Raw genomic sequence first — 25,777 nt, 5'->3', positions numbered from 1 at the left:
CCCCCGACGCGAAACGGGCGGCGGTCGCAGAGGACCGCCGCCCGTTTCGTCCCGCAGCGTCAGTTCACAGCTTCATCACCTTGATGCGCACGGGCTCACCGTCGCCGACCGTCGCGCTGACGACGTCGGCGCGCTCCGGCAGGGCCTCGAGCTGCGGTGCGGACCCGAACTGGCTGGCCAGCGTCTCCTCGACGATCAGGGCCTGGTGGGCCACCGTCGCCTCCCAGACCGCCTGGGAACCGGTGACGGTCAACGAGATCCGGTCGGACACGTCGAGCCCGCCGTCGCGCCGGGCCTGCTGGACGGCCCGCACGATGTCGCGAGCCAGCCCCTCCTGCGCGAGCTCGGGCGTGACCAGCGTGTCCAGGACGACGACGCCGCCGCCATTGGGCAGCAAGGCGCGGCTGTGCCGCTCGTCCTTCTCCCCGAGGAAGGCCTGCTCGAGGGTGAACTCGCCCTCCTGCAGCACCATCCCGCCGGCCTGCACGGTGCCGTCCTCGTCCACCGACCAGTCGCCCGACTTCGAGGCCTGGATGACCTTCTGCACCTCTCGGCCGAGTCGGGGCCCGGCCACCCGGGCGTGCACGGTCAACCGCTGGTCGACCGCGAACGCGGCCGCGGCCGGGTCGCTCTCGTCGATGAGGGTGACCTGCTTGACGTTGACCTCGTCGGCGATGATCGGCGCGTAGGCCTTCAAGGCGGCGGCGTCGGCCACCACCACGGTGAGGTCACCCAGCGGCAGCCGGGTGCGGAGCCCGTCGGCCTTGCGCAGCGACGAGGCGACGGAGCAGACGTCGCGGACCCGGTCCATCGCCGCCACGAGCGCGTCGTCGGCGGGCAGGTCCGAGGCCTCGGGCCAGTCGGTGAGGTGCACGGAACGGCCACCGGTCAGGCCGCGCCAGATCTCCTCGGTCACCAGGGGGAGCAGCGGCGCCGTCACGCGGCACAGCACCTCCAGCGCGGTGTAGAGGGTGTCGAACGCCTGCTCGGCAGCACCGCCGGCTCCACCGCCCGCCGTGGTCGCGGTGTCCCAGAACCGCTCGCGCGAACGGCGCACGTACCAGTTGGTGAGCACGTCGAGGAAGCCACGCGTCGTCTCGCACGCCGACGCCACCTCATACCCGTCGAGCTGGGTCGTCATCGTCTCGACGTACTGGCGCAGCTTGGCCAGCAGGTAGCGGTCGAGCGGGTCGGTGGAGGCCGTGGACCACCTCGCCTCGTACCCGCTCCCACTCGCACCAAAAGCGTTGGCGTACAGCGAGAAGAAGTACCAGGTGTTCCACAGCGGGATGATCACCTGTCGCACGCCGTCACGGATGCCCTGCTCGGTGACGATGAGGTTGCCACCGCGCAGGATCGGGCTGCCCATGAGGAACCAGCGCATCGCGTCGGCGCCGTCGCGGTCGAATACCTCGCGCACGTCGGGGTAGTTGCGCAGCGACTTCGACATCTTCTGCCCGTCGGAGCCGAGCACGATGCCGTGGCAGATCACCGAGCTGAAGGCCGGGCGGTCGAACAGCGACGTCGAGAGGATGTGCAGCATGTAGAACCAGCCGCGGGTCTGCCCGATGTACTCGACGATGAAGTCGGCCGGGAAGTGGTGCTCGAACCACTCGGCGTTCTCGAACGGGTAGTGCACCTGGGCGTAGCTCATCGAGCCGGAGTCGAACCACACGTCGAGGACGTCCTCGACGCGGCGCATCGTCGACTGCCCGCTGGGGTCGTCCGGGTTGGGCCGGGTCAGCTCGTCGACGAACGGGCGGTGCAGGTCGACCTGGCCGTCGGCGCTGCGGGGCAGCCGACCGAAGTCGCGCTCGATCTCCTCGAAGGACCCGTAGACGTCGATCCTCGGGTACTGCGGGTCGTCGGAGCGCCACACCGGCACCGGGCTGCCCCAGAACCGGTTGCGGGTGATCGACCAGTCGCGGGCGTTGTCGAGCCACTTGCCGAACTGGCCGTTCTTGATGTGGTCCGGGGTCCAGTCGATCTGCTCGTTGAGCTCGAGCATGCGGTCCTTGAACTTGGTCACCTCGACGAACCAGCTCGAGACCGCCTTGTAGATCAACGGCTGCCGGCAGCGCCAGCAGTGCGGGTAGGAGTGGTCGTAGGTCTCCCGGCGGACCAGGACGGTGCCGTCCGTGACCGAGCCGTGGTCGGCCTCGCCGCGGGTGGCGGCCTTGAGGTGGTCGATGATCGGCAGGTTCGCGTCGAACACGAGCATGCCCTCGTACTCGGCGACCGGGAAGGTGAAGCACCCGTCCGGGCCGACCGGCATGACCGGCTCGATGCCCTCGCGGTCCGTGACGATCTTGTCGTCCTCACCGAACGCCCCGGCGCTGTGGACCAGCCCGGTGCCGTCGCTGGTCGTGACGAAGTCGGCCTCGACCACGCGGTGGGCGTTCTCGTGACCCTCGTAGTAGTTGAACGGCGGCGTGTAGGAGCGACCCATCAGGTCGCGACCCTTGAGCCGCTCGACGACGAAGGACTCGACGTCGGCCTTGGGGTCGCCGAACAGGTCACGCGCATAGCTCGGGAGGCGCTCCGCACCGATGACGTAGCGCTCGGCGCTGCCCGTGGGGACGGCCGACTCCACGACGACGTAGTCGATGTCGGGGTGGACCATCACCGCCAGGTTCGACGGCAGGGTCCAGGGCGTGGTCGTCCAGACCAGGGCCAGCTCGCCGGTGTCCAGCCGCACGCCGACGGTGACGGCCGGGTCCTGCCGCATCTGGTAGACGTCGTCGTCCATCCGCAGCTCGTGGTTCGACAACGGCGTCTGGTCGTTCCAGCAGTAGGGCAGGACGCGGAAGCCTTCGTAGATCAGGCCCTTGTCGTGCAACGACTTGAACGCCCAGATGACCGACTCCATGTAGTCGGGGTTGAGCGTCTTGTAGTCGTTGTCGAAGTCGACCCAGCGGGCCTGGCGGGTGACGTACTCGCGCCACTCCCCCGTGTACTTCAGCACCGACTGCCGGCACTTGGCGTTGAACTCCTCGATGCCGATCTCGAGGATCTCGTCCTTGGTCTTGATGCCGAGCTGGGCCATCGCCTCGAGCTCGGCGGGCAGGCCGTGGGTGTCCCACCCGAACCGTCGCTCGACCCGGCGCCCGCGCATCGTCTGGTAGCGCGGGATGAGGTCCTTGACATAGCCGGTCAGCAGGTGGCCGTAGTGCGGCAGGCCGTTGGCGAACGGCGGGCCGTCGTAGAAGACGAACTCGTTGTCGCCGTTGGTGCCGGCCGACCGGTTCTCCACCGACGCGATGAAGGTGCCGTCCTCGTCCCAGTACTTGAGGATGCGCTCCTCGATCTCCGGGAAGCGCGGGGACGCGGGAACGCCCGAGGAGGTGCCCGGGGCGTCGCTGGAGACTGTGTCGCTCGAGACTGTGTCGCTGGAGACCTTGGGATAGGTCATGGTGTCGGCGGTCCTCACATCACTCGTGTTCTCACACGAGGACGACGTCGCCGGGTTTCCCGACGGCACCGCGGTGCCACCTCGCTTGCCGTGCCCCGCGTGCTGACGCACGCGGCATACGGCCGCTCTTGCCCAAGGTTGTGACGGACCCACCCGTCCGGTTCTAGTGAGCCGGGTGTCCTGCGTATGCCGCGGGGCGCCCTGCCGTTCTTCCGGAGGCTCCCCGGTGATGGCCGGTTCGACGCCTGTGCACCCCAGTCTAGCCATCCGTGACGAAGGGCACGTGCGCACGGCCGGAGGACGCCGTCGTGCGGTGTAGTCTGAGCGGCGTTGCCCTGAGGTCCCCGACCGCATGGCGACACCACGACGCGACACCAGGGGAAGCCGGTCAGATGCCGGCGCTGACCCGCAACCGTAGGCCGCCTGAAACGCGGCAAGCCGGAACACCTGGTACGCGAAGCGGCTCCATTTCCGTCGAGGTACGCGGGGCGGAGCCCGGACACCCAGTCCGAGGCCGCCCCCCGATGTCGCTCCAGCGACGCCGGGGGTCTTTCACGTTCTGGTGCCGGTGCACCGTCGCGACACCGTTCGCATTGAAGAGGCACCATGCACCGCACCCTTCGCACCGCCCGTCCGGCGGCGGCGCTCGCCCTGGCCCTGGCGGCCAGCCTGGTCGTCCCCGGCGCGGCGTTCGCCGGCACGACCGAGCCCACCGGCACGACCACCGGCACGAGCTCGAGCACCACCACGCCGTCGACGTCGACGTCGACGTCGACGTCGACCTCCACCTCCACCGAGTCGGCCACGACGTCGACCACCACGCCGCCCTCGACGACGACCACGACCCCGTCGAAGCCGAAGACCGCGGCGAGGTCCAAGGCCCTGGCCGCGACGTCGGAGCGGATGCCGTTCGGCACGGGGTCCACCCTGCGAGCGGCCCTGGTCCCGGGTGACCCCACCGACCAGGCCGCGTACGCCGCCGGCTTCATCGTGCGCACCCTCGCCGCGCGCGACGACCACTACAACTACCCCGCCTCGACGTTCTTCGACGGTGGCAACACCATTGACGCCGTCCTGGCGCTGGACGGCGCAGGCGCCGGCCTCGACCAGGCCGACGCCACCACCGACTACCTCGCCGCACACGTGAACGACTACGTGGGCTACCCCGACCCGCCCGGCTCCCCGACCGCCGAGACCTACGCCGGCCCGCTCGGCAAGCTCGTCCTCGGCGTGGTCGCCCAGGGCGGCAACCCCACCGCCTTCGGTGGGCAGGACCTCGTCGCCCGCCTCGAGGGCCTGATGACCGTTGGCGGTCGTTTCTCGGACAAGTCCAACTTCGGCGACGCGACCAACCCGAGCGGCGACTACTCCAACACCATCGGGCAGGTCCTCGACATCATCGCCCTCGGTCGCGCCACGGGCTCGGTGCCGGACGCCGCTGGGAACTACCTCCTCGACCAGCAGTGCGACGACGGCGGGTTCCGCGGCAACCTCGACGTCGCGGGTGCTGCCTGCTCCAGTGACGCGGACGCGACCGCCTTCGCCGCCCAGGCCCTCGTCGGCCTGCTGGGCGCGGACGACCCCGCGACCGTGGACGCGCTCGAGTGGCTCTCGTCGCACCAGGCGCCCAACGGCGGCTTCCTCAACGACGACGGTCAGTACAACGCCAACACCGCGGGCGTCGCAGCCCAGGCCTTCGCCGCGGGCGGCCTCGACGCCGAGCTCGCGAGCGCCCAGGACTTCCTGGCCGGTCTGCAGTTCGACTGCTCCTTCGCCGCCGGCCTCCGCGGCGGCATCGCCTTCACCGCGGCCGACCACGCCACCCTCAAGGCTGCCCCGACGACGGCTGCGGCGATCGACCGCGCGCTGCGGGCCACGCCCCAGGCGACCCTGGGCCTGGCCGGCGACTCGCTGCTGACGGTCACGGCTGACGGGGCTGCGGCCACCGCGCCGACGCTCGACTGCCGCACGACCACCACGACGACCACCTCTCCTGCGTCGTCCACCACGAGCACGTCCTCGACTCCCTCGACGGGGAGCAACGACCCGGCCGACCCCGGGTCGGCCACGCCCGGCTCGCTGGCCCTCACCGGCACCGACGTGGCGGCGATGACCCTGCTGGGCGCACTGCTGCTGCTGGCCGGTGCCGGCGCGATCGTCCTGGCCCGGCGCAAGGGCGTGCACGCCTGATGCGGCTGGTCGCGCGCTTCGTCGCCATTGCCGGTCTGGTGGTCGCCGGCGGCCTCGCCCTCCCGGGCGGGGCCGCCCAGGCGGCGGCCTGCAGCAGCTCGACCGGCGTGACGGTGGTGATCGACTACGGCTCGAGCAGCAGCACGCTCTGCGCCGCGGACGACACCTCCGCCATGAAGGTGCTCACAAAGGTCGCCACCGTCGTGAGCCCGGTCCAGTACCCGAGAACGGTGGTCTGCAAGATCAACAGCGTCCCTGCCGACCAGTCCTGCCAGCGGATGCCTCCGGCCAGCGCCTACTGGGCCTTCTTCCACGCACCCCGTGGCGGATCGTGGACCTACAGCAGCTCCGGCGTGGCGGACTACAACCCAGCGGCCGGCAGCGTGATCGGGTTCGCGTTCGGCTCCGGAGGGGCTCCCAGCAGCCCTCCGCCCGCCGCAGCCGCACCCAAGCCGTCGCCGAGCCCGTCCTCGTCGTCGAGCCGGCCGCCCGCCCCCAAGCCGAAGCCGAAGCCCACGACGACCACCCCCGCGCGTCCCGGGAGCTCGAGCACCTCGACCGGGTCGACGCCGGCAGCCGGGAGCAGCTCTGCTGCCGGCTCGGTGACCAAGCCCGGCGCGAAGCCGTCGACCACGACCCCGGGCAGCACGACCACCACGCCGCCGACGGGTGGCGCCACCACGGGCACGACGCCGTCGACGGACTCGACCGGCGACAGTGCGAGCACCGCAGCGGCCCAGGGGGACTCGACGGACTCGGGCTCGCCCACCACCCTGCTCGCCGGCCTCGGCCTGGTCGCGTTGGTCGGCGCCGGCGCGGCCTACGTCGCGATCCGTCGCCGAGCCACCAGCTGAGGACCGTGCGCACGGCCGGCTCCCCGCTGTCCCGACACCTCCACCCGGTCGCCTGGTGGGTGTGGGCGATCGGGCTGGCGGTGGCCTGCTCACGCACCAGCAACCCGGTGCTGCTCCTGCTCGCGGTGACCGTCGCCAGCCTGGTCGTCGCGGCCAAGCGCGGCAGCTCGCCGTGGGCACGGGCCTTCCGCCTGTACCTCGTGCTCGGGGCGGTCATCATCGTCCTGCGGGTACTCCTGCACGTCGTGGTGGGCTACAAGTTCGGCAGCACGAGGCTCTACCAGCTGCCCAGCATCGAGCTGCCCGGCATCACCCTCCTCGGCCCGCTCTACCTCGAGGGCCTGCTGGCGGCGGCGGTCGAAGGGCTGCGGCTGGCCAGCCTGATCGCCTGCATCGGCGCGGCCAACGCGCTGGCCAACCCCAAGCGCCTCCTCCGGGCCCTCCCGAGTGCCTTGCACGAGATCGGCACCGCCGTGGTCATCTCGGTCACCGTCGCGCCGCAGCTGGCCGAGAGCGTTCAGCGGGTCCGGCGGGCCCGAGTCCTGCGCGGCGAGGGTGGCACCGGGATCCGGTCGGTCGGCCGGGTCGCGCTGCCCGTCCTCCAGGACACGCTGGACCGGTCGCTCTCCCTCGCCTCGGCGATGGACTCGAGGGGGTACGGCCGCCGGACCGAGCAGTCACCGGTCACGAGGAGGGTCACCGCTGCGCTGACCCTCACCGGGCTCCTGGGCGCCGGCATCGGGATGTACGGCCTGCTCGACAGCACCGCGCCCGCGGTCATCGGCCTGCCCATGCTCGTCCTGGGCCTGGCCCTGTCGGCGATCGGCATGTGGGTCGGTGGGCGGAGCGTGCAGCGCAGCGTCTACCGGCCCGACCCGTGGGCGGTGCCCGAGTGGCTCGTCGCCGGCTCGGGTCTGCTGGCCGCGGTGCTCGTGGTCGTGCAGTGCGCCCGGGCGCCGGGCACCCTCGTCCTCCCCCTCGAGCCGCTGGCCGCCCCCGCGCTGCCGCTGCTCCCCGTCGTCGGCATCCTGGCGGCGGCCCTCCCGGCGTTCGTCGCCCCCGACCCACCGGTCGCGCGGCGCGGAGACCCGCGATGAGCCGCCCCGTCGACCCGCACGCCCCGGTCGTCTTCGACCGCGTCAGCATCCGCTATGCCGGGAGCCCACGTCCCGCGATCCGCTCGGTGTCGTTCGCGCTCCAGGAGGGTGAGCTCGTCGTCGTCACCGGCCGCACGGGCTCGGGTAAGTCGACCCTGCTCGGCGCCGTGAACGGCACCGTCCCCCACTTCACCGGGGGTCACCTCTCGGGCCGGGTCACGGTCTTCGGCCACGACACCCGCACGCACCGACCACGGGACCTCGCGGGCGTCGTCGGCGTCGTGCGTCAGGACCCGCTGGCGGGCTTCGTGACGGACACCGTGGAGGAAGAGCTCGCCTACACGCTCGAACAGCTGGCCCTCGACCCGGCCGCCATGCGCCGCCGGGTGGAGGAGGTGCTCGACCTCCTGGGGATCGCCGACCTGCGCGACGCACCCCTGCGCGACCTCTCGGGCGGGCAGCAGCAGCGGGTCGCGATCGGGTCGGTGCTCACGGCGAACCCGCGGCTCCTCGTCCTCGACGAACCCACCTCGGCCCTCGACCCGACCGGTGCCGAGGAGGTGCTCGCGACGCTCTCGCGGCTCGTGCACGACCTCGGCCTGACCGTCCTGCTGTCGGAGCACCGGCTGGAGCGGATCGTCGGCGCGGCCGACCGGGTCATCGAGGTGCACGACGACGGCACGGTCAGCGACGGCCGGCCGAGCGACGTCATGGCCACCTCGGCCCTCGCGCCACCGGTGGTCCACCTGGGGCGCTGGGCCGGCTGGGACCCCCTGCCCCTGACGGTCCGGGATGCCCGGCGCGCAGCCAACGCCCTGCGGGCCGAGCTCATCGAGACGGGTCCCGCCGGCACCGCCGACCCCAGCCGGCGCGCGCTGCCCCAAGGAGCCGCGCGGCTGGTCGCGTCTGCCCTCTCTGTCACCCACGGGACGGTGGCCGCGGTGCGCTCCGTGGACCTGGCCCTACGCGACGGCGAGGTCGCAGTCCTCATGGGCCGCAACGGTTCTGGCAAGTCCTCCCTGCTCTGGGCACTCCACGGCAGCGGCCCCCGCAGTGACGGTGCGGTCACCGTCGTCACGGCCACCGGCGCGCGGGTCGACCCCGCCACGGAGGCACCCCGCACCCGCCGCAGCCACGTCGGGCTGGTCCCCCAGAGCGCCCCCGACCTGCTCTACCTCGACTCGGTGCGCGCCGAGTGCCAGCAGGCAGACCACGAGTCAGGAGCCGCACCGGGCGCGACGCGCGCCACGCTCGACCGGCTCGCACCCGGCATACCCGACGACCACCACCCTCGCGACCTGTCCGAGGGGCAGCAGCTGGCCCTGGTGCTGGCGATCCAGCTCTCCGCGTCGCCCGGGGCGCTGCTCCTCGACGAACCCACCCGGGGGTTGGACTACCCCGGCAAGGCCGCCCTGGCCGAGGTCCTGCGCGACCTCGCCGCAGCCGGGACCGCCCTGGCGGTGGCGACCCACGACGTGGAGTTCGCCGCCACGGTGGCCGACCGGGTGGTCGTGCTGGCCGAGGGGACGGTCGTCGCGGACGGGACGGCCACCGACATCCTCTGCGACTCCCCCGCCTTCGCACCGCAGGTGGCCAAGGTGCTCGCCCCCGCGCGGCTGCTGTGCCTGGACCAGGTACTGAGCGCCGCCACCACCCTCGGGGCGCCCTGATGGCCACCCCGATGCGCGCCATCGCGCTGCGTCCGCGCTCCACCGCAGCGCTCGTCCTGGTGTCCGTGGCCGGGCTGCTCGCCTTCCTCTGGCCGCTGTTCGCGACGGCCGGCTCGCGGCTCGGCCAGAACGCCGATGCACCACTGGTCTTCGCCCTCCTGCTGCCGCTGCTGATGGCGGTGGTGCTGTTCGAGATCAGCGAGGGCGGGCTCGACGTCAAGGCCGTGGCGATGCTCGGCGTCCTGTCCGCGGTCGGGGCCGCCCTGCGCCCCCTGGGCGCCGGCACCGCAGGGCTCGAGACGGTCTTCTTCCTGCTCGTCCTGGGCGGCCGGGTGTTCGGGCCGGCCTTCGGGTTCGTGCTCGGCTCGACCACGCTCTTCGCCTCGGCGCTGGTCACCGGTGGGGTCGGCCCGTGGCTGCCCTACCAGATGCTCGGCGCCGCCTGGGTCGGCCTGGGCGCCGGCCTCCTCCCCCGGGTCCCCCCTCGCTGGGAGCTGCTCCTCCTGGCCGGCTACGGCGCGCTGGCCGGGCTGCTCTACGGCGTGGCGCTCAACTTCTCGTTCTGGCCCTTTGCCAGCGGGCTGGCGAGCGACCTGTCGTTCGTGGCGGGTGCCCCTGCGTGGGAGAACCTGCGCCGGTTCGGGCTCTTCTCCCTGGCCACGTCGGTCTGGTGGGACCTCGGGCGCGCGGTCACCAACGTCGTCCTCATCGTCGTCACCGGGCGCGCGGTCCTCGGGACCCTGCGCCGGGCCTCGCGTCGGGCCGCCTTCGACGCCGACGTGGAGTTTGCTGACGCGGAGCGTGCCGACGTGGCGCTTGCCGACGCGGAGCTTGCTGACGTCGCGCTCGAGCACGGTGACCGCGCCGACCAGCCGGCCCCGCGGCATACGCTGCACGAGTGAGCACGCACACCTCGCTGCCCATCCGCACCGTCACCGACCCCGACGTCAAGGCGACCTACGCCGTCGACCAGTCAGTCGGCGCCACCGCGCCCGCCGACTTCGAGGTGGTGCGGGCGCGTGACCTCGGTGACGTCGTCGAGGTGATGCAGTGGGCGCACGAGACCCGCACGCCGGTCGTGCCGCAGGGCGCGCGCAGCAGCCTCACCGGGAGCTCGGTCGCGATCGAGGGCGGCGTGGTCCTCAACACCGAAGGGCTCGACACGATCTCCACCGTCGACCCACTCGAAGGGCTGGCCGTGCTCGGGCCCGGCGTCATCACCCAGAGCCTCAAGGACGCTGCGGCCGCCGAGGGGCTGTTCTACCCACCGGACCCCGCCAGCTCGGCGTTCTGCACGGTCGGCGGCAACGTCGCCACCAACGCCGGTGGCCTGTGCTGCGTGAAGTACGGCGTGACCGCCGACTACGTCCGCTCCCTCCAGGTCGTCCTGCCCGGCGGGGAGGTCATCCGCACCGGACACCGCACCGCGAAGGGAGTGGCCGGCCTCGACCTCACCGGCCTGTTCGTCGGGTCGGAGGGCACCCTCGGGGTGGTCACCGAGGTGACCACCCGCCTGGTGTCGGCGCCCGACCCCGCCCTCACCGTGCTGGCGACCTTCGACTCCCTCGACACCGCCTCCGTGGCGATCGTCGCCCTGCGCCGCGAGCGCCACGTGCCCTCGCTCGTCGAGCTGCTCGACCGCGCCGCCGTGGCGGCGGTGCAGGCGCTCGCCGACTACGGCTTCCCCCAGGACTGCGAGGCGGTGCTGCTCGTCCAGTCGGACCGCCCGGACCACACCGGCGAGGACGTGCAGCGGTATGCCGCGCTGCTCACCGACGCGGGCGCCGTGGACGTGGCCGTGGCCGACGACCCCGCCGAGGCCGACCTGCTGCTGGCCGGCCGTCGCGCGCTGAGCCCGGCGCTGGAGGCCAAGGGCCCGCGCTACCTCGAGGACGTCTGCGTCCCCGTGGGTCGGCTGACCGACCTGATCCGCGCGGGTCAGGCCATCGCCGCCAGGCACAGCCTCGAGATCGTCATGGCCGGTCATGCCGGGGACGGCAACCTGCACCCGAGCATCTTCTTCGACCCGGCCGACCCCACGAGCCGGAGGCGGGCGCACCAGGCGTTCTCCGAGGTGGTCACCGCGGCCCTGCAGATGGGGGGCACCATCACCGGCGAGCACGGAGTGGGCACCCTCAAGGCGCCGTGGCTCGCGGAGGAGCTCGGTGAGCGTGAGCTCGAGCGCCAGCGCGCGGTGAAGGCACTGTTCGACCCGCGCGGAATCCTCAACCCCGGCCGGGTCTACTGGTCCTGACGGATGGGGCGCATGGTTCGACTGGTAGAAACAAGGCCATGAGCAACCTCGAACTCGACCGTAGTGAGGCCTGGTTGACCCGCGAGGAGCTCGACGCCGCGCGCGAGCGGCTGCCCATCCTGTACGTGGACGCCGTGCCGGTGCGGGTCGACGAGCGCGGGGCCGTGAGTGCGGTCGGTCTGCTCCTGCGGGCCTCCGACGGCGCGATCAACCGCGAGCTCGTCTCCGGCCGGGTGCTCTACCACGAGCGGGTCCGCGACGCCCTGATCCGGCACATCGAGAAGGACCTCGGGCCGATGGCCCTGCCCCAGGTCCCCGCGAGCCCCCAACCGTTCACCGTGGCCGAGTACTTCCCCACGCCCGGCGTCACCCCCTTCCACGACCCTCGCCAGCACGCCGTCTCGCTCGCGTTCGTGGTGCCGGTGGCCGGTGACTGCCAGCCGCAGCAGGACGCCCTCGACCTCGCGTGGCTGACCCCCGAGGAGGCCGTGGCGCCCTCGCTCCTGGAGGAGATGGACGGCGGGCACGGCGTGCTGCTCCGCCAGGCGATGGCCCATCTGGGACACCCGCTCTGAGCGCGGCAGGGCGGACCCGAACCACCCTTTGTAAGCCTGTCGACGCCGGTTTCGCGGCGTCATCCGGGCAACATCACCCGAACGGATGACGCGCATTCGCACGCAAGAGGACGAAACTGGGTACGTGCCGGGGGAAATCGCCATATACCTCCTCGGCGCCCAAGGCGGCGTCGCGGACGATTTCGCACGCCTCCACGCGGCCACGAACCCGGTGCTCCTGCGCTACCTGCGAGTGACCGCCGACGGCGACCACGCGGAGCTCGCCCGCACTGCCTGGACGACGGCCCTGCCGCAGCTGCAGGTCTGCCCGCCCGACGACGACGCCTGGCTCGAGCTGGTCGTCGGCGCTGCCCGCACCGCCGTCCTGGCCGGCGACGGCGCCTCCTCGTTGGCGCCCGCAGGCACGTCGACGCCGCCTTCCGACGTGGAGCCCGACGCACTGGGACACGCAGTCGCCGCGTTGCGCGCCTGCCCGCCGGCGGAGGCGGAGGTCCTCGCCATGGGCGCAGTGGCCAACCTCGGCCGCGACGCCGTGTCCCGGCTGACCGGCCTGGAGCCGAACACCGTCCTCACCCTCGTGCTGCAGGGCCAACAGCACCTCGACATGTCGCTGGAGGTGCTGATCGCCTCGCTGCGGGTGCCGGCAACTCCCGGTGAGCTCGCCGACCTGCCCTTCGCCGCAGGACTGTTCGCGGCTGGTTTCCCGGTGCTGCTCAGGCCGGTGGCTCCCGCAGGACTGGTCGCGGCGGCGACGGCGCCGGCGGCGCTGGCGGCTCCGGGTCGCGCGTTCGGCGCGGCCGCCACCGCAGCGCCCTCGATGGTGCCCGTTGGCGCGCTCCAGCAGCCGTCGGTGGTCGACATCCACAGCCTGCAGTCGTCCGCCCCGGCGAGCGCCCAGCGGATCCTCGGCACCCCCAGCCGGTCGGCCCGAGCCGGGGCCGCCGCTGCCGCCTGGCTGCTCGCCGTCGGCGGCATCAGCACGGCCGCAGCCATGAGCGGCCTGCTCAGCGTGGCCATCGACGGCATCCTCGGCCGCGATCGCGGTCCACTCGTCACGGCCGACGGCCCGATCGTCCCCGGCCCGCTGCCCTCGACCGAGACGCCCAACCAGACACCATCGCCCGGGCGGGTGCCCGCCCCGACGGAGCCCTCCACCGGCACTCCCGGCTCCGGCGGGGGTCAGGACGGCAGCGGCGGCACCGACCAGGTCGTGAGCCCGCCCCGCGGCACCGGGGTCCAGGTCGTGGTGGCCGTCTTCAACCCGAACCCCGTGACGCCCTCCACGCCGACCGACACGCCGGCTCCCACGCCCACGCCCACCGAGCCGCCGGCCACCCCGACGCCTCCGGTGGTCCCCACCCCGTCGACGCCGCGGCCGCCCGTCGTGCCCACCGGCAACGGCGAGAGCAAGGCGAAGGGCAAGGTCCAGACCATCGGGAAGGGCAGCGGCAAGGCCCGGGGCAACGGGACCGTCAAACCGACCGCGACCGGGAACGGCAACGGCAAGGCGAACGGCAAGGGCCACGCCAAGCACCAGGGCAAGCACCTCGCCAAGGGCCACGCCAAGCAGCACGGCACGCACCTCGCCAAGGGCCAGGCCACGACGCAGGGGAAGGCGAAGGCCCAGGCCAAGCAGGCCCTGCAGGATCAGGCGCACGGCAAGGGTCACGTCAACAAGGGCAAGCACTAGACCCTCGCGGGCTGGGCACCGACCGGCTCGGTCAGTGGCTGCTGCGCCGGCGCCGGTCGGCCCGGTCCATCTCCTCGGCCTCCTCGACGGTGGGGGCCGTGCCCCCGAGCCGGACGGGCAACAGGTGTCGCTCCGCGTCGGGCCAGTGGGGGTAGCGGTCCTGCATGGCGTGCAGCTGCGTCTCCATCGCCGCCCGCACCCGAACCGTGGCCAGGCCCGGCTTCTCGTCGGCGCCGACCACGATGGGGGCGCCGGCCGTGATGAACAGGGGGATGCCGTGCCGGCCCATCCTGCGCGGCTGGCCCTTGGTCCAGACGCGCTGCGAACCCCAGATCGTGACGGGCAGGATCGGCACGCCGCCCTCTTGTGCAAGGCGGACGGTGCCGGACTTGAAGGCCTTGAGCTCGAAGGACCTGGAGATGGTGGCCTCGGGGAAGACGCCGATGATCTCTCCGCTGCGCAGCGCGTCGCGGGCGGCATCGAAGGACCCCAGACCAGCCTCGCGGTCGACCGGGATGTGCTTCATCCCCTTCATCAGCGGGCCGGCCACCGGGTTGGACCAGATCGACTTCTTGGCCATGAACCGCACGTAGCGCCCGGCCTTGACACCCACCAACCCGGCATACGTGAAGTCGAAGTAGCCGGTGTGGTTGATCGCCATCACCGCCCCGCCGTGGCGGGGCACGTGCTCGGTGCCGGTCATCGTGATCTTGAGGCCCTGGGCAGCGAAGAGTGCGCGGGCCAACCCGATGACCGGGGTGTAGACGGGTTCCATGGACCAACCCTAGGGGGTGGTCAGCGACCGCCCCTACGGGTCGAGCTTGCCCAGCAGGCGCGCCAGCGTCGCCTGACCGCGCGAGCGAGCCCGCGGCATACCCGCAACCCGTTGGTCACCACTGGTGACGGGATGGGAAGATTCACGCCATGACCGATGCACCCACCACGTCCGGCGCCGCCACCATCCCCGACAAGCCCTCGATCGAGGGGCTCGAGGACAAGTGGGCGCAGGTATGGCGGGAGCAGGGCACCTACAGCTTCGACCGCGCCACGGCGCTCGCCCAGGGGCGTGAGTCGGTCTTCTCGATCGACACTCCCCCGCCGACCGCCTCGGGGTCCCTGCACATGGGGCACGTGTTCTCCTACACGCACACCGACTGCATGGCCCGGTACAAGCGGATGCAGGGCCTGGAGGTCTTCTACCCGATCGGCTGGGACGACAACGGCCTGCCGACCGAGAAGCGGGTCCAGAACTACTACGGCGTGCGGGGCGACGCGTCGCTCCCCTACGTCGAGGGCTTCGAGCCGCCGCACCGCGGTGACGCCAAGAGCCTCAAGGCCGCCGACACCCTCCCCATCTCGCGCCAGAACTTCATCGAGCTGTGTGACGAGCTGACCGTCGAGGACGAGAAGGCCTTCGAGTCGCTGTTCCGCCGGATGGGTTTCAGCCTCGACTGGGAGATCAGCTACCGCACCATCGACGACCACTCGCGCGCCACCGCCCAGCAGGCCTTCCTGCGCAACCTCGCCCGTGGTGAGGCCTACCAGTCCGAGGCGCCCGGCCTGTGGGACGTCACCTTCCAGACCGCGGTCGCCCAGGCCGAGCTCGAGGCCCGCGACTACCCCGGCGCCTACCACCGCGTCGCCTTCCACGGCGCCGACGGCCCGATCCACATCGAGACGACGCGGCCCGAGCTCATCCCCTCCGCGGTCGCTTTGATCGCCCACCCCGACGACGAACGGTATGCCGCGCTGTTCGGGACCACCGTCCGCTCACCGCTGTTCGGGGTCGAGATCCCGGTGGTGGCCCACTCCGCGGCCGAGCCCGACAAGGGCGCCGGCATCGCCATGTGCTGCACCTTCGGTGACCTGACCGACGTGCTGTGGTGGCGTGAGCTGCAGCTGCCGACCCGGTCGGTCATCACCCGGTCCGGACGCATCCAGGCCGAGACTCCCGAGTGGCTGGCCGGGAGCCCGGGTGAGCAGCTGTTCGCCGAGCAGGTCGCGGGCAAGACCACCTTCAGCGCTCGTGAGGCGATCGTCGCCGCGCTGCGCGAGTCCGGTGACCTCGACGGTGAGCCCAAGGCGACCCAGCGCAAGGCCAACTTCTACGAGCGCGGTGAGAAGCCGCTCGAGATCGTCACCTCCCGGCAGTGGTACATCCGCAACGGTGGGCGCGACGCCGACCTCAACGCGGAGATGATCGAGCGCGGCCGGCAGGTCGACTTCCACCCCGCCTTCATGCGGGCCCGCTACGAGAACTGGGTGAGCGGGCTGAACGGCGACTGGCTGGTCTCCCGCCAGCGGTTCTTCGGCGTGCCGATCCCCGTCTGGTACCCGCTCGACGACCACGGCGACCCGGTCTTCGACAAGCAGCTGGTGCCCACCGAGGACCAGCTGCCCGTCGACCCGGCCGCGCAGGCCCCTGAGGGCTACGAGGAGTCCCAGCGTGGGCAGGCCGGCGGCTTCGTCGGCGACCCCGACATCATGGACACCTGGGCCACGTCGTCCCTGACCCCGCAGATCGCCGGACGCTGGCGCGACGACCCCGAGCTGTTCGCCGGGGTGTTCCCCATGGACGTCCGACCGCAGGGGCACGACATCATCCGCACCTGGCTGTTCTCGACGGTCGTGCGCTCGCACTTCGAGTTCGGCTCGGTGCCGTGGCGCAATGCCGCCCTGTCCGGGTGGATCCTCGACCCCGACCGCAAGAAGATGAGCAAGTCCAAGGGGAACGTCGTCACGCCCGAGGACGTCGTCAAGGAGCACAGCACCGACGCCGTCCGGTACTGGGCCGCCTCGGGCCGCCTCGGCGCCGACGCCGCCTACGACACCGGGCAGATGAAGGTCGGTCGTCGCCTGGCGATCAAGATCCTCAACGCCACCAAGTTCGCGCTGTCCTTCGGCGAAGTCGACATCCAGCACAGCGGCGAAGTCGACATCCAGCACAGCGGCGAAGTCGACATCCAGCACAGCGGCGAAGTCGACGGCGCACTGGTCACAGCGGTGACCAACCCGCTCGACCGCGCCATGCTCGCCCAGCTCGGCGACGTCGTCGCCAAGGCGACTGCCGGCTTCGAGTCGTGGGACCACACCCGCGCGCTCGAGGTCAGCGAGACCTTCTTCTGGACGTTCTGCGACGACTACCTCGAGCTGGTCAAGGACCGCGCCTACGGCGGGCAGGGCGACGGCGAGGCGGCGTCCGCGCGCGCGGCGCTGCGCATCGCGCTCGACGTGATGCTGCGCCTCTTCGCGCCGATGCTGCCCTACGTCACCGAGGAGGCCTGGTCGTGGTGGCACGAAGGCTCCGTGCACCGGGCCCCGTGGCCGACGGCTGCTGACGCGGCGGTCGGCGAAGGCGGAGACCCCGCCCTGCTCATCGCCGTGGGCGAGGCCCTGGCCGGGGTCCGCAAGGCCAAGTCGGAGGCGAAGGTCGGCATGCGCGCCGAGGTGGCGTCGATCGTGCTGGCCGGCCAGGGCGCGTGGACCGACCGGGTCCGGCTCGCCGAGACCGACCTGCGAGCGGCCGGCCGGATCACCGGGACGGTCGACTACGCCGAGGCCGAAATGCCCGTCGTGCGCGACGCGGAGCTGATCCCCGTGGAGAAGCCGAAGGCCTGAATGCGGCGGGTTCCGTTGGGCTGCACCGTGATCCACGGCACGTCCCACCCGGCGATCCGCAGCTCACGACTGGCGAACCTGCCCTCGTCCAACATGGTCACCTGACCCGTCGCCGGATCGTAGACGTCGAGCACCCGGTCGCCGTCACCCGGCAGCACCAGCGTGACGTGGCGTGGCAGGAGGCCGTTGCCGATGTAGAGCAGGGCGGGCTCGCCGTCGGCGACGACCTCGACCAGGCGCGCGTGCGCGTCACGCAGCGCGCTGCGGGTGAGCTGCCGGACCACCCGAAGCTCGTACTCGGTCCCCCGCCGCGACGCCCCGAACTCGAGCTCCTTGCGCGCCCCCCAGGGCGGGGTGCCCAGCGACCGGGGCCACGGGATGTTGAGCCGTCCGCCGCCGGAGAACAGGCGGTTGGTGCGCCTCATCACGACCCGCTCGTAGGCCGCGAATCGCTCCTTCTCGGTGGCGCCGGGTGGGGCGTCGGCGCGCGGGCCGTCACCGGAGGTGATCCACCGCGCGAAGACGGGGTTGACCAACATCCTGGCCACCGTGAGGCAGGCCGAACCGCAGGTCACCGGGGACTGCTGGACCGGCCCGATGTCACCGCTGCGCAACCGGTACCCCGAGGACATGCCCTCATCCTCGCGGGTGGCGCCGCAAACTTCCACCAACGGCGCGCCCGGTCACCAGCGGGTCGACCGCCCGGCGTGGGCGAGCAGCCTCGCAGCCGGGGTCGCCCAGTCCGACACCTGGACCGGCTGACCGAACCGGACCGGCCGGTCGGCGTCGGTGATGTGGTCGCGGGCCACCGGCCACAGGTCCATCGCCAGCCCCGGGGGGATCGAGCGCGGCTGGCCGATCGACTCGGCGACGTCCCAGCCGTGCAGGACGATCTCCAGCGCCCCGACCGCGCCGAGGAGGTCCCGCGACAGGCTCAGGTCACCCAGGCCCACCGGGCCGTCCGGCACCTCCTCCACCGGGTGCCAGTGGGCGAGCAGCCCCCGGGCCCGGTGGCAGATGCTGTCGAGCAGGTCGGTGCCCTCGGTCGGCGGGACGGACGGCACGAGGCTGAGCGAGGTGGCCTGCGCCGCCACCGCCATCGCCTCCAGCGAGTCGTCCATGTGGGTGAGCAGGTCGTGGAGCAGCCACCCACGGCACGGCGTGCGGCGCCCGAGGTCGGCTTCGGTCACGAGGACCAAGCTGGCCCGGGTGTAGCCGATCGCCCGCTCGAGTAGCTCGACGGCCCGCGGTGGCCGGCTCTGGCCGGCCGCGCTGGACACCTGCTGCCTCACGTCGGGCCGGAGTAGCCGGCCGGGAGTGAGGCGGGCAGACCGAAGGTCTCGAAGAGCGTCAGGTCGAAGAAGGCGGCGACGTGGCTGACCCCACCCGAGGCCTCGAGGGTGAGCACCTGGAGGTGGAAGGGCGTGAACGTGCCGTCGGGCTGGCGCATGTAGAGACCGAAGGCCGGCTGGCCGTTGGCGCTGGTCGCCACCATCGGCATGTCGTGGCGCTCCCCGGGGCACTGGGTGTCGATCAGGCGGCCGATGTTCTCGGCGCCGGTGTACCAGCCGGTGAAGGGCGGCATCTCCCAGACGGCCTCACGGGTGAGCATGGCGACGATGGCGTTCACGTCCTTGTCCCAGAACGCCTTGACGTAGCGGTCGAGCAGCTCCTGCTGGGCGGCGTCCAGCTCGGCGTGGACCTCGTCCTGGCTCACCTTCGCCTTCGCGATCTGGGCGTGCGCGCGCTGCAGGGCGCTGTTGACCGCGGCCTCGCTCGTCTCCAACGCCTCGGCGACCTCGGAGGCCTTCCAGCGCAGGACGTCGCGCAGGATCAGCACCGCGCGCTGGCGGGCGGGCAGGTGCTGGAGGGCCGCGACGAACGCGAGCCGGATGCTCTCTCGCTGCGCGACGATCGTCGCCGGGTCACTGGCGTCACCCGCGACCAACGGGTCAGGCGCCGGCTCCAGCCAGGACACCTCGGTCGACTCAACGAGCCGGTCGGCCGCGTCGCTCGACGGCGTACCCAGCCCGGCCGGGAGGGGGCGGCGGTCCTTGCCCTCGAGCGCCGTGAGGCACACGTTCGTGGCGATCCGGTAGAGCCAGGTGCGCACCGACGACCGGCCCTCGAACGCCGCGTAGGCGCGCCAGGCGCGCAGGTAGGTCTCCTGCACGAGGTCCTCGGCGTCGTGGATCGAACCCGTCATCCGGTAGCAGTGGGCGGTCAGCTCGCGCCGGTAGCCGTCGGCGGCCTCCGGGAAGTCCTGCACGTCCACCCGCTCGCGCACCTCGGTCATCGGGTCCTCCTCCGTCGTCCGACCACTGGGCCTGCCCTGAACACCGTGCCCACCTTAGGCACACCGGTACGACAACCACACCGGTACGACAACCACACCGGTGCGACATCAAGGCAGACTCCGGTGGTCGCGCAAACTCATCGGTTCGTCACGAATCGGAGGGGATTTGCCGTGCTCGCTCGCCACCACGGGAGCCGTTGCTAGGGTCGACCATCGTGAACCAGCGTGGTGTGGCAGTGGGTGTGGGGGCAGGGGCGACGCTGCTGCTGGCTGCCTGGGTTTCCGCAGCCGGTCCGGTGGGCGTCTTCGCGCGCAAGGACTTCTCCGGCAAGGAGTCGAGCGCCCCCGGCGAGGACTTCGGGCCGGGCGCCAACCCCTTGCCCACCGGACGAGGTCTCAAGGGCGCGGATGTCCACCATGCCGACCCGTGGCTCGTCACCCTCGTCGAGCTCGCCATGAAGATCGTGCTCGTGGTCGTCATCGTCATCGTGCTGGTCGCCATCGGCAGGGCGCTGCTCGACCGCTGGCGCACGCGCGAGGTCACCGCGGACCTGGTGGGCTCGGTCGACGTCGTGCCGGAAGCGCTCCTCGAGGCCGCGCTCGAGGGAGAGCGCCAGCTGTCCCATGGCGCGCCGGCCAACGCCGTCATCGCCGCCTGGGTGGCCATGGAGGACGCGTGCCGCGCCGCCGGCGTCAGGGACGACGACTCTCGCACCTCAGCCGAGCTCGTCACGGCCGTCCTGCGCTCCCACCGGGTCGACCGCGCGCCCCTCGAGACACTCGCAGCGCTCTACCGCGAGGCCCGGTTCTCCGCCCACCCGATCGGCGAGGAGCACCGGACCTCCGCCCGCGACGCCCTGGTGCAGGTGCAGGCCGACCTCCGGCGCACCATGGCGCGACTCGCCCAGGAGAGGACCGTCACCCGGTGATCCGCCGTCTCGCGGGCCGCTCGCCGGCCCAGCTCTTCCTCGTCGTCCTCGGCGTCACCGTGGTCATCGGCGCCCTCGCGGTGTCGGTGTCTGCCCTGGGCAACGTCGGCCTGCTGATCGCCTCCACCGGGCTGGTCGCGGCGCTGGCGATCGTGGCCCAGTGGCTCTGGCAGGCACGCCAGTCGACGGACTGGGACAACACCTTCACCGACACGGCCACGGCCCGCGGCGTCGACTCCCGGATCAGCAGGCTCGCCACGGACGTGCGCGAGGCCGGCTCCGGCGCCCCCGTCCCGAGCGCCCGACTCCACGCCACGCTCAGCAGCCTGGCCACCGAACGGCTCCGCAGCCGCGGCGACGGGACCATGACCGACGCTGGCGCGGTCCTGGGTCGCGACCTCGCGGCATACCTCGCCGCACCCCCGACCACCCGCCTCACCGCCGCCCAGCTCGCGGCGTTCACCACCACCTTGGAGGAGCTCTCGTGACCCTGACCCTCGACGAGGTCGCCGCACGCGCGACCGCCATCCTCACCGAGGTCGAACGCGCCGTCGTCGGCAAGCGCCAGAGCCTGGAGATCGTGCTGTCCGGCATCCTGGCCGGTGGCCACGTGCTGATGGAGGACTTCCCCGGGCTTGGCAAGACGCTGGCGGCACGATCGTTCGCGCAGGCGTTGGGGCTCGACTTCGCGCGGGCCCAGTTCACCCCCGACCTGTTGCCCAGCGACCTGACCGGCTCGTTCCTCTACGACCAGCGCAGCCACGAGTTCACCTTCCGCAAGGGGCCGTTGTTCACCGGGCTGCTGCTCGCCGACGAGATCAACCGGACGCCTCCCAAGACCCAGTCCGCGCTGCTCGAGGCGATGCAGGAGGGTCAGGTGACGGTCGAGGGCGAGACCTTCGTGCTGCCCAAGCCGTTCCACGTGCTCGCCACGGCGAATCCCGTTGAGTACGAAGGGACTTACCCGCTTCCCGAGGCGCAGCTCGACCGGTTCCTGCTGCGGGTGAGCTTCGGCTACCCGAGCGCTGCCGACGAGTGGGAGGTCCTCCAGCGGCGGATGGCGCGCCAGCAGGAGGCCCAGGTGGTCGCCAGCGTGACCGACGGTGCGGGCCTCATCGAGATGCAGCGGGCCGTCGAGACCGTCACCGTCGACGAGGGCGTCGGCCAGTACTGCGTGCGGCTCGTCGGAGCGACGCGCACCCACCAGAACCTGCTCATGGGCGCCTCGCCGCGCGCCTCGCTCGCCCTCCTGCTGACGTCCCGCGCGTATGCCGTGCTGCGCGGCCGCGACTACGTCACCCCCGAGGACGTCAAGGCGGTGGCGCACGCGGCCCTCGACCACCGCGTCACCGTGCGTCCCGAGCTGTGGATGAACGACGTCTCCGCGGCCAGCGTCGTCGACAGCGTGCTGTCCTCGGTGCCGACCCCGGCGGCCACGGCAACCGGCCCGCGGACTGGTTTCGAGCGTCCGTGACCACCACACCCGGGCGCCCGCTGGAGGCGCGCTGGCGCGTGACCTCGGCCCACCTCCGGGCGCTGTTCCTGGGGCTGCTGCTGGCGGGGATCGGCGTCCTGCTGCGCCGTCCGGACGCCCTGGTGATCGGCGCCCCGCTGCTCGTCGTCGGGCTGTGGGCCACCGTCACCCGCCCCAAGGCCACCCCGACCGTCGTCGCCAGGCTGGTCCACCCCCTCCTGCGGGAGGGACAGGCGACCAGGTGGCAGGCCACGATCTCGCCCGGCGCAGGGGTCGAGGAGGCCGGCCTCGCGCTCCTGCCGACCCCGCACACCGAGTTCACCCCCGGACACCGAGCCATCGCCGCGGCCTTCGGCGGTGACGACCAGCCCCGCTCCCTCGAGGTCATCTGCCGGAGCACGCGCTGGGGTCGGCGCCCCCTCGGGCCGGCGATCCTCGCCGTGAGTGGGCCGTTCGGCGCCTTTCGGTGGGAGCCGCAGTCGGTGTCCCTGCCGGCCATCCCGACCGTCCCGCTCCCCGACACCTTCTCGGCCCGGGTGCCCGTGCCTCACCCCGACGGCCTGGTCGGCCAGAACCGCTCCCACCACCAGGGCTCCGGCGGCGAGCTCGACCAGATCCGGCCGTTCCGGTTCGGCGACCGGCTCCGCCGGGTGCACTGGCCGGTCTCGGTGCGCACCGGCGAGCTGCACGTCACCGCGACCCACGCCGACCAGGACACCGAGATCCTCCTGCTCGTCGATGCCATGCACGACATCGGGCAGAGCACCGGCATCGAGGGGTCGAGCAGCAGCCTCGACAACGCCGTGCGAGCCGCGGGCGCGATCGCGGAGCACTACCTGCGCAGCGGCGACCGCGTCGGGCTCCTCGTGCTCGGGTCCCGCGACACCCCTCACGTCACCGCGGCCGCCGGGAGCAACCACCTTCGCCGCCTGCTCGACGTGCTGGCCCGCGTCACCGTCGCCGACGGCACCGTGAGCGACGAGAAGCGCCTCCGGTCCCAGCTGCGACACCACGTCTCGGCCGGCACCCTCGCCATCATCCTCACCCCGGCCGTCTCTCCCGAGGTGCTCGCCCACGCGGTCKCCCTGGCCAGGCGCGGCATCTCCGTCATCACGGTCGACACGCTGCCTTCGGGCCTGGCCTCCCCCGACATCCCCCAGGAGTCGCTGGCKCAGCTCGCCTCGACCGCGCAGGAGCACCCCACGGAGACCCGGCTGGCCTGGCGGCTGCGGCTGCTCGAGCGCCACCGAGAGATGACGAGGGCGCGCGAGGCGGGCGTGCCGATCGTCCCGTGGGCCGGACCGGGCACGCTCGACCTCGTGCTCCGCGACCTCCACCGTCGGTCGCGCGCCCCGAGGGTGGTGAGCCGCTGATGTCGCGCTCCCAGCTCGTCCTGCGCGGTCTGCTCTGCGGGGCGTCGCTGACCTTCCTGGTCCTCACCCTCGTCTCGTCCCCCCACCCGATCGTCGTGGTGGCCATCGGCATCGTGGCGCTCACCGGGTATGCCGCGGTGGAGCCGGACTCGGTGCTCGTGACGGTGCTGCTCGGGGCCCAGGCGCTGCACTGGGCCGCTGCCGTCCCCGTCCCCACCACCACCGGTGCGTGGGTCGCGCTGCTGGGTGCTGCGTGGTCCGGCCTGGTCCTGCACCTCACCGCCAGCCTCGCTGCCAGCCTGCCGGGCCCGGCTCCCGTCCCGGCCGTGAGCCTGCGCCGGTGGGCCCGCCGTGGCGCCGTCGTGGCCGCCGCCACGGTGCCGGTGTGGGCCGTGGCGCTGCTCGCCGGGCAGGAGAGCACCCGGGGTCAGGTCTCCCTGACGTATGCCGCGATCGCCGCCGTCGCGCTGCTCGCGTTCGCGACCTGGCTGCTCAGCCGCGAGGACCGCCCCCGCCCCTGACGCACACGTTCCACCTCCCCGACTTCTGGCCACCCATGCCCCACGCAGCGGCAGGAAAGCCCTCCACACCCAGCACGCGTGGCCAGAAGTCGGTGCTGTCCGGGGCAGCCGTGAGGGCCGCCCGGAGTACCGGACGGCCCTCACGAGGTGACTGCGGGCGAACGCCCTCTCAGGCGGAGCGCTTGCGGGTGCGCTTGGGCTCCTCGTCGCGCCGGACGATGGTCGGCAGCACGTTGTCGAGAACGACCTCGCGGCTGACGACCACGCGGGAGATGCCCTCGTCGCTCGGGACGTCGAACATCACCGGCATGAGCACCTCCTCCATGATCGCGCGCAGGCCGCGGGCACCCGTGCCGCGCTTGAGGGCCTGGTCGGCGATGGCCTCGAGGGCGTCGTCGGTGAACTCGAGCTCGACGTTGTCGATCTCGAACATCTTCTTGTACTGCTTCACCAGGGCGTTGCGCGGCTGCGACAGGATCGTCACGAGCGAGGCCTGGTCGAGCGGGCTCACCGTGGTGATGACGGGCAGGCGGCCGATGAACTCGGGGATGAGCCCGAACTTCATGAGGTCCTCGGGCATGACCTCGTGGATCGAGTCGGCGAGGTCCTTGGGCGTGTGGAGCTCGGAGCCGAAGCCCAGCCCCTTCTTGCCGTTGCGCGACTCGATGAGCTTCTCGAGACCGGCGAACGCGCCACCCACGATGAACAGCACGTTCGTCGTGTCGATCTGGATGAACTCCTGGTGGGGGTGCTTGCGTCCACCCTGCGGCGGGACCGAGGCGGTGGTGCCCTCGAGGATCTTCAGGAGGGCCTGCTGCACGCCCTCACCGGACACGTCGCGGGTGATCGACGGGTTCTCGGACTTGCGGGCGATCTTGTCGACCTCGTCGATGTAGATGATGCCCGTCTCGGCCTTCTTGACGTCGTAGTCAGCGGCCTGGATCAGCTTGAGGAGGATGTTCTCGACGTCCTCGCCGACGTAGCCGGCCTCCGTCAGCGCCGTCGCGTCGGCGATCGCGAACGGGACGTTCAGCATGCGGGCCAGGGTCTGCGCGAGGTAGGTCTTGCCACAGCCCGTGGGGCCGATCAGCAGGATGTTGGACTTCGCGATGTCGACCGACTCGGCGTCCTTCTTGCCGGCGGTCTCGCCCGCCTGGATCCGCTTGTAGTGGTTGTAGACCGCGACCGCCAGCGCGCGCTTGGCCACGTCCTGGCCGATCACGTAGTTCTCGAGGAACTCGAAGATCTCGCGGGGCTTGGGCAGCTCGTCGAGGCCCAGCTCGGAGGACTCGGCCAGCTCCTCCTCGATGATCTCGTTGCACAGGTCGATGCACTCGTCGCAGATGTAGACCCCGGGGCCGGCGATGAGCTTCTTGACCTGCTTCTGGCTCTTTCCGCAGAACGAGCACTTCAGCAGGTCGCCGCTCTCTCCCATGCGTGCCACGCGAAGTCCCTCCGGTCTGTCTGACGAACCTGTCTGACGAATCTGCCCGACGGTGTGCGGTCCACCTCGGACCGGCAACGCCCCGACGCTACAGCGCAGGAGACCGCCTTCGCTCCATTGAAACGGTCGAGTCGCCGGTTCGTCGCGCTTGTCCGCTGAGGGCGGACAACACGCCGAGGGACCGCCGCGACCCCTCGTCACTGTCTCCGGCGACCACGCTGGACCACCACGACCAGGGCCACTCCCAGCACGAGCGCGAGGGCCAGTCCACCGAGCAGCGGGACCAGCCAGGCCCGCTCCGACACCGGGGAGGCGAACACCAGCGGGACGACCAGCAGCGCACGCTTCATGACGGTCGGACGCACCTCACCAGTGTGCCG

The 25,777-nt window shown here is 72.0% G+C and carries 21 protein-coding genes and 1 riboswitch; of the genes, 14 read left to right on the top strand and 7 right to left on the bottom strand.

Annotation, left to right across the window (positions count from 1 at the left end; genetic code table 11):
* Positions 1-64: 64 nt before the first annotated feature.
* Positions 65-3,412: an isoleucine--tRNA ligase gene (gene ileS, locus ACXJKD_RS16390; protein WP_457255676.1), complete on the bottom strand. Its 3,348-nt coding sequence runs from the start codon at positions 3,410-3,412 to the stop codon at positions 65-67.
* Positions 3,413-3,789: 377 nt separating this feature from the next.
* Positions 3,790-3,917, top strand: a riboswitch (cobalamin riboswitch).
* A gap of 101 nt (positions 3,918-4,018) precedes the next feature.
* Here ileS and ACXJKD_RS16385 point away from each other — a divergent pair.
* From ACXJKD_RS16385 to ACXJKD_RS16350, 8 genes are all read left to right on the top strand, one after another.
* Positions 4,019-5,602 carry a hypothetical protein gene (locus ACXJKD_RS16385; protein ID WP_457255675.1) on the top strand — a complete coding sequence of 528 codons (1,584 nt, stop codon included), beginning with the start codon at positions 4,019-4,021 and terminating at the stop codon, positions 5,600-5,602.
* Positions 5,602-6,456, top strand: coding sequence for a hypothetical protein (locus ACXJKD_RS16380; protein ID WP_457255674.1), 855 nt, complete (start codon positions 5,602-5,604; stop codon positions 6,454-6,456). Before ACXJKD_RS16385 ends, ACXJKD_RS16380 begins: the two co-directional genes overlap by 1 nt.
* Before the next feature lie 5 nt (positions 6,457-6,461).
* Complete coding sequence (locus ACXJKD_RS16375; RefSeq protein ID WP_457255673.1) at positions 6,462-7,553, top strand: energy-coupling factor transporter transmembrane component T; 1,092 nt, start codon at positions 6,462-6,464, stop codon at positions 7,551-7,553.
* The gene (locus ACXJKD_RS16370) at positions 7,550-9,223 is read left to right on the top strand and encodes an ABC transporter ATP-binding protein (protein ID WP_457255672.1); all 1,674 of its coding nucleotides are present in this window, start codon (positions 7,550-7,552) and stop codon (positions 9,221-9,223) included. Before ACXJKD_RS16375 ends, ACXJKD_RS16370 begins: the two co-directional genes overlap by 4 nt.
* A complete protein-coding gene (locus tag ACXJKD_RS16365) occupies positions 9,223-10,125 on the top strand; it encodes an ECF transporter S component (RefSeq protein WP_457255671.1) in 903 nt (300 codons plus the stop codon). The genes ACXJKD_RS16370 and ACXJKD_RS16365 overlap by 1 nt, the downstream gene beginning before the upstream one ends.
* A complete protein-coding gene (locus tag ACXJKD_RS16360; protein ID WP_457255670.1) occupies positions 10,122-11,477 on the top strand; it encodes an FAD-binding oxidoreductase in 1,356 nt (451 codons plus the stop codon). The genes ACXJKD_RS16365 and ACXJKD_RS16360 overlap by 4 nt, the downstream gene beginning before the upstream one ends.
* 38 nt (positions 11,478-11,515) lie before the next feature.
* Positions 11,516-12,052, top strand: a complete 537-nt coding sequence (locus tag ACXJKD_RS16355; protein WP_056923590.1) for an NUDIX hydrolase family protein — start codon at positions 11,516-11,518, stop codon at positions 12,050-12,052.
* A gap of 124 nt (positions 12,053-12,176) precedes the next feature.
* Complete coding sequence (locus ACXJKD_RS16350; protein ID WP_457255669.1) at positions 12,177-13,742, top strand: RNA polymerase sigma factor; 1,566 nt, start codon at positions 12,177-12,179, stop codon at positions 13,740-13,742.
* 31 nt (positions 13,743-13,773) lie between these two features.
* On the opposite strand, the gene ACXJKD_RS16345 is transcribed toward ACXJKD_RS16350, so the two are convergent.
* Positions 13,774-14,517, bottom strand: coding sequence for a lysophospholipid acyltransferase family protein (locus ACXJKD_RS16345; RefSeq protein WP_457255668.1), 744 nt, complete (start codon positions 14,515-14,517; stop codon positions 13,774-13,776).
* Positions 14,518-14,666: 149 nt separating this feature from the next.
* On the opposite strand from ACXJKD_RS16345, the gene valS reads away from it, so the two are divergent.
* The gene (valS, locus tag ACXJKD_RS16340; RefSeq protein WP_457255667.1) at positions 14,667-17,360 is read left to right on the top strand and encodes a valine--tRNA ligase; all 2,694 of its coding nucleotides are present in this window, start codon (positions 14,667-14,669) and stop codon (positions 17,358-17,360) included.
* On the opposite strand, the gene ACXJKD_RS16335 is transcribed toward valS, so the two are convergent.
* The 3 genes from ACXJKD_RS16335 to ACXJKD_RS16325 are packed head-to-tail and all read right to left on the bottom strand — an operon-like array spanning position 17,291 to position 19,656.
* Positions 17,291-17,992, bottom strand: coding sequence for a hypothetical protein (locus ACXJKD_RS16335; RefSeq protein ID WP_457255666.1), 702 nt, complete (start codon positions 17,990-17,992; stop codon positions 17,291-17,293). The genes valS and ACXJKD_RS16335 overlap by 70 nt on opposite strands.
* Positions 17,993-18,043: 51 nt before the next feature.
* A complete protein-coding gene (locus ACXJKD_RS16330) occupies positions 18,044-18,652 on the bottom strand; it encodes a TIGR03086 family metal-binding protein (protein ID WP_457255665.1) in 609 nt (202 codons plus the stop codon).
* The gene (locus tag ACXJKD_RS16325; protein WP_457255664.1) at positions 18,649-19,656 is read right to left on the bottom strand and encodes a sigma-70 family RNA polymerase sigma factor; all 1,008 of its coding nucleotides are present in this window, start codon (positions 19,654-19,656) and stop codon (positions 18,649-18,651) included. The genes ACXJKD_RS16330 and ACXJKD_RS16325 overlap by 4 nt, the downstream gene beginning before the upstream one ends.
* Positions 19,657-19,871: 215 nt before the next feature.
* Between ACXJKD_RS16325 and ACXJKD_RS16320 the strand changes: the two genes are divergently transcribed.
* Genes ACXJKD_RS16320 through ACXJKD_RS16300 form a run of 5 tightly spaced genes read left to right on the top strand, consistent with a single transcriptional unit; the run spans position 19,872 to position 23,953 of the window.
* Complete coding sequence (locus ACXJKD_RS16320; RefSeq protein WP_457255663.1) at positions 19,872-20,585, top strand: DUF4129 domain-containing protein; 714 nt, start codon at positions 19,872-19,874, stop codon at positions 20,583-20,585.
* Positions 20,582-21,073 carry a hypothetical protein gene (locus ACXJKD_RS16315; RefSeq protein WP_457255662.1) on the top strand — a complete coding sequence of 164 codons (492 nt, stop codon included), beginning with the start codon at positions 20,582-20,584 and terminating at the stop codon, positions 21,071-21,073. The genes ACXJKD_RS16320 and ACXJKD_RS16315 overlap by 4 nt, the downstream gene beginning before the upstream one ends.
* Positions 21,074-21,075: 2 nt before the next feature.
* A complete protein-coding gene (locus ACXJKD_RS16310) occupies positions 21,076-22,059 on the top strand; it encodes an AAA family ATPase (RefSeq protein ID WP_457255878.1) in 984 nt (327 codons plus the stop codon).
* Complete coding sequence (locus tag ACXJKD_RS16305; RefSeq protein WP_457255661.1) at positions 22,056-23,432, top strand: DUF58 domain-containing protein; 1,377 nt, start codon at positions 22,056-22,058, stop codon at positions 23,430-23,432. The genes ACXJKD_RS16310 and ACXJKD_RS16305 overlap by 4 nt, the downstream gene beginning before the upstream one ends.
* Positions 23,432-23,953 carry a hypothetical protein gene (locus ACXJKD_RS16300; protein ID WP_457255660.1) on the top strand — a complete coding sequence of 174 codons (522 nt, stop codon included), beginning with the start codon at positions 23,432-23,434 and terminating at the stop codon, positions 23,951-23,953. Before ACXJKD_RS16305 ends, ACXJKD_RS16300 begins: the two co-directional genes overlap by 1 nt.
* 169 nt (positions 23,954-24,122) lie before the next feature.
* Here the strand turns inward: ACXJKD_RS16300 and clpX are convergent, their stop codons facing one another.
* Together clpX and ACXJKD_RS16290 are read right to left on the bottom strand one after the other, a co-directional pair.
* The gene (gene clpX / locus ACXJKD_RS16295; RefSeq protein WP_457255659.1) at positions 24,123-25,397 is read right to left on the bottom strand and encodes an ATP-dependent Clp protease ATP-binding subunit ClpX; all 1,275 of its coding nucleotides are present in this window, start codon (positions 25,395-25,397) and stop codon (positions 24,123-24,125) included.
* Between the two features lie 197 nt (positions 25,398-25,594).
* Positions 25,595-25,762 (bottom strand): hypothetical protein, encoded by a 168-nt coding sequence (locus ACXJKD_RS16290; RefSeq protein ID WP_457255658.1) that lies wholly within the window; start codon positions 25,760-25,762, stop codon positions 25,595-25,597.
* Positions 25,763-25,777 lie beyond the last annotated feature (15 nt).

The organism is Pedococcus sp. P5_B7 (genome assembly GCF_054049895.1).
Note: the sequence above shows the minus strand (reverse complement) of the source record. Positions and strands in the feature narration are given on the sequence as shown.

Coding starts and splice junctions, on each gene's coding strand:
- ACXJKD_RS16345 (WP_457255668.1), bottom strand. CDS start 14,517: ATGGAACCCGTCTACACCCCGGTCATCGGGTTGGCCCGCGCACTCTTC.
- ACXJKD_RS16300 (WP_457255660.1), top strand. CDS start 23,432: ATGTCGCGCTCCCAGCTCGTCCTGCGCGGTCTGCTCTGCGGGGCGTCG.
- ACXJKD_RS16365 (WP_457255671.1), top strand. CDS start 9,223: ATGGCCACCCCGATGCGCGCCATCGCGCTGCGTCCGCGCTCCACCGCA.
- ileS (WP_457255676.1), bottom strand. CDS start 3,412: ATGACCTATCCCAAGGTCTCCAGCGACACAGTCTCGAGCGACACAGTC.
- ACXJKD_RS16325 (WP_457255664.1), bottom strand. CDS start 19,656: ATGACCGAGGTGCGCGAGCGGGTGGACGTGCAGGACTTCCCGGAGGCC.
- ACXJKD_RS16385 (WP_457255675.1), top strand. CDS start 4,019: ATGCACCGCACCCTTCGCACCGCCCGTCCGGCGGCGGCGCTCGCCCTG.
- ACXJKD_RS16370 (WP_457255672.1), top strand. CDS start 7,550: ATGAGCCGCCCCGTCGACCCGCACGCCCCGGTCGTCTTCGACCGCGTC.
- ACXJKD_RS16380 (WP_457255674.1), top strand. CDS start 5,602: ATGCGGCTGGTCGCGCGCTTCGTCGCCATTGCCGGTCTGGTGGTCGCC.
- valS (WP_457255667.1), top strand. CDS start 14,667: ATGACCGATGCACCCACCACGTCCGGCGCCGCCACCATCCCCGACAAG.
- ACXJKD_RS16355 (WP_056923590.1), top strand. CDS start 11,516: ATGAGCAACCTCGAACTCGACCGTAGTGAGGCCTGGTTGACCCGCGAG.
- ACXJKD_RS16335 (WP_457255666.1), bottom strand. CDS start 17,992: ATGTCCTCGGGGTACCGGTTGCGCAGCGGTGACATCGGGCCGGTCCAG.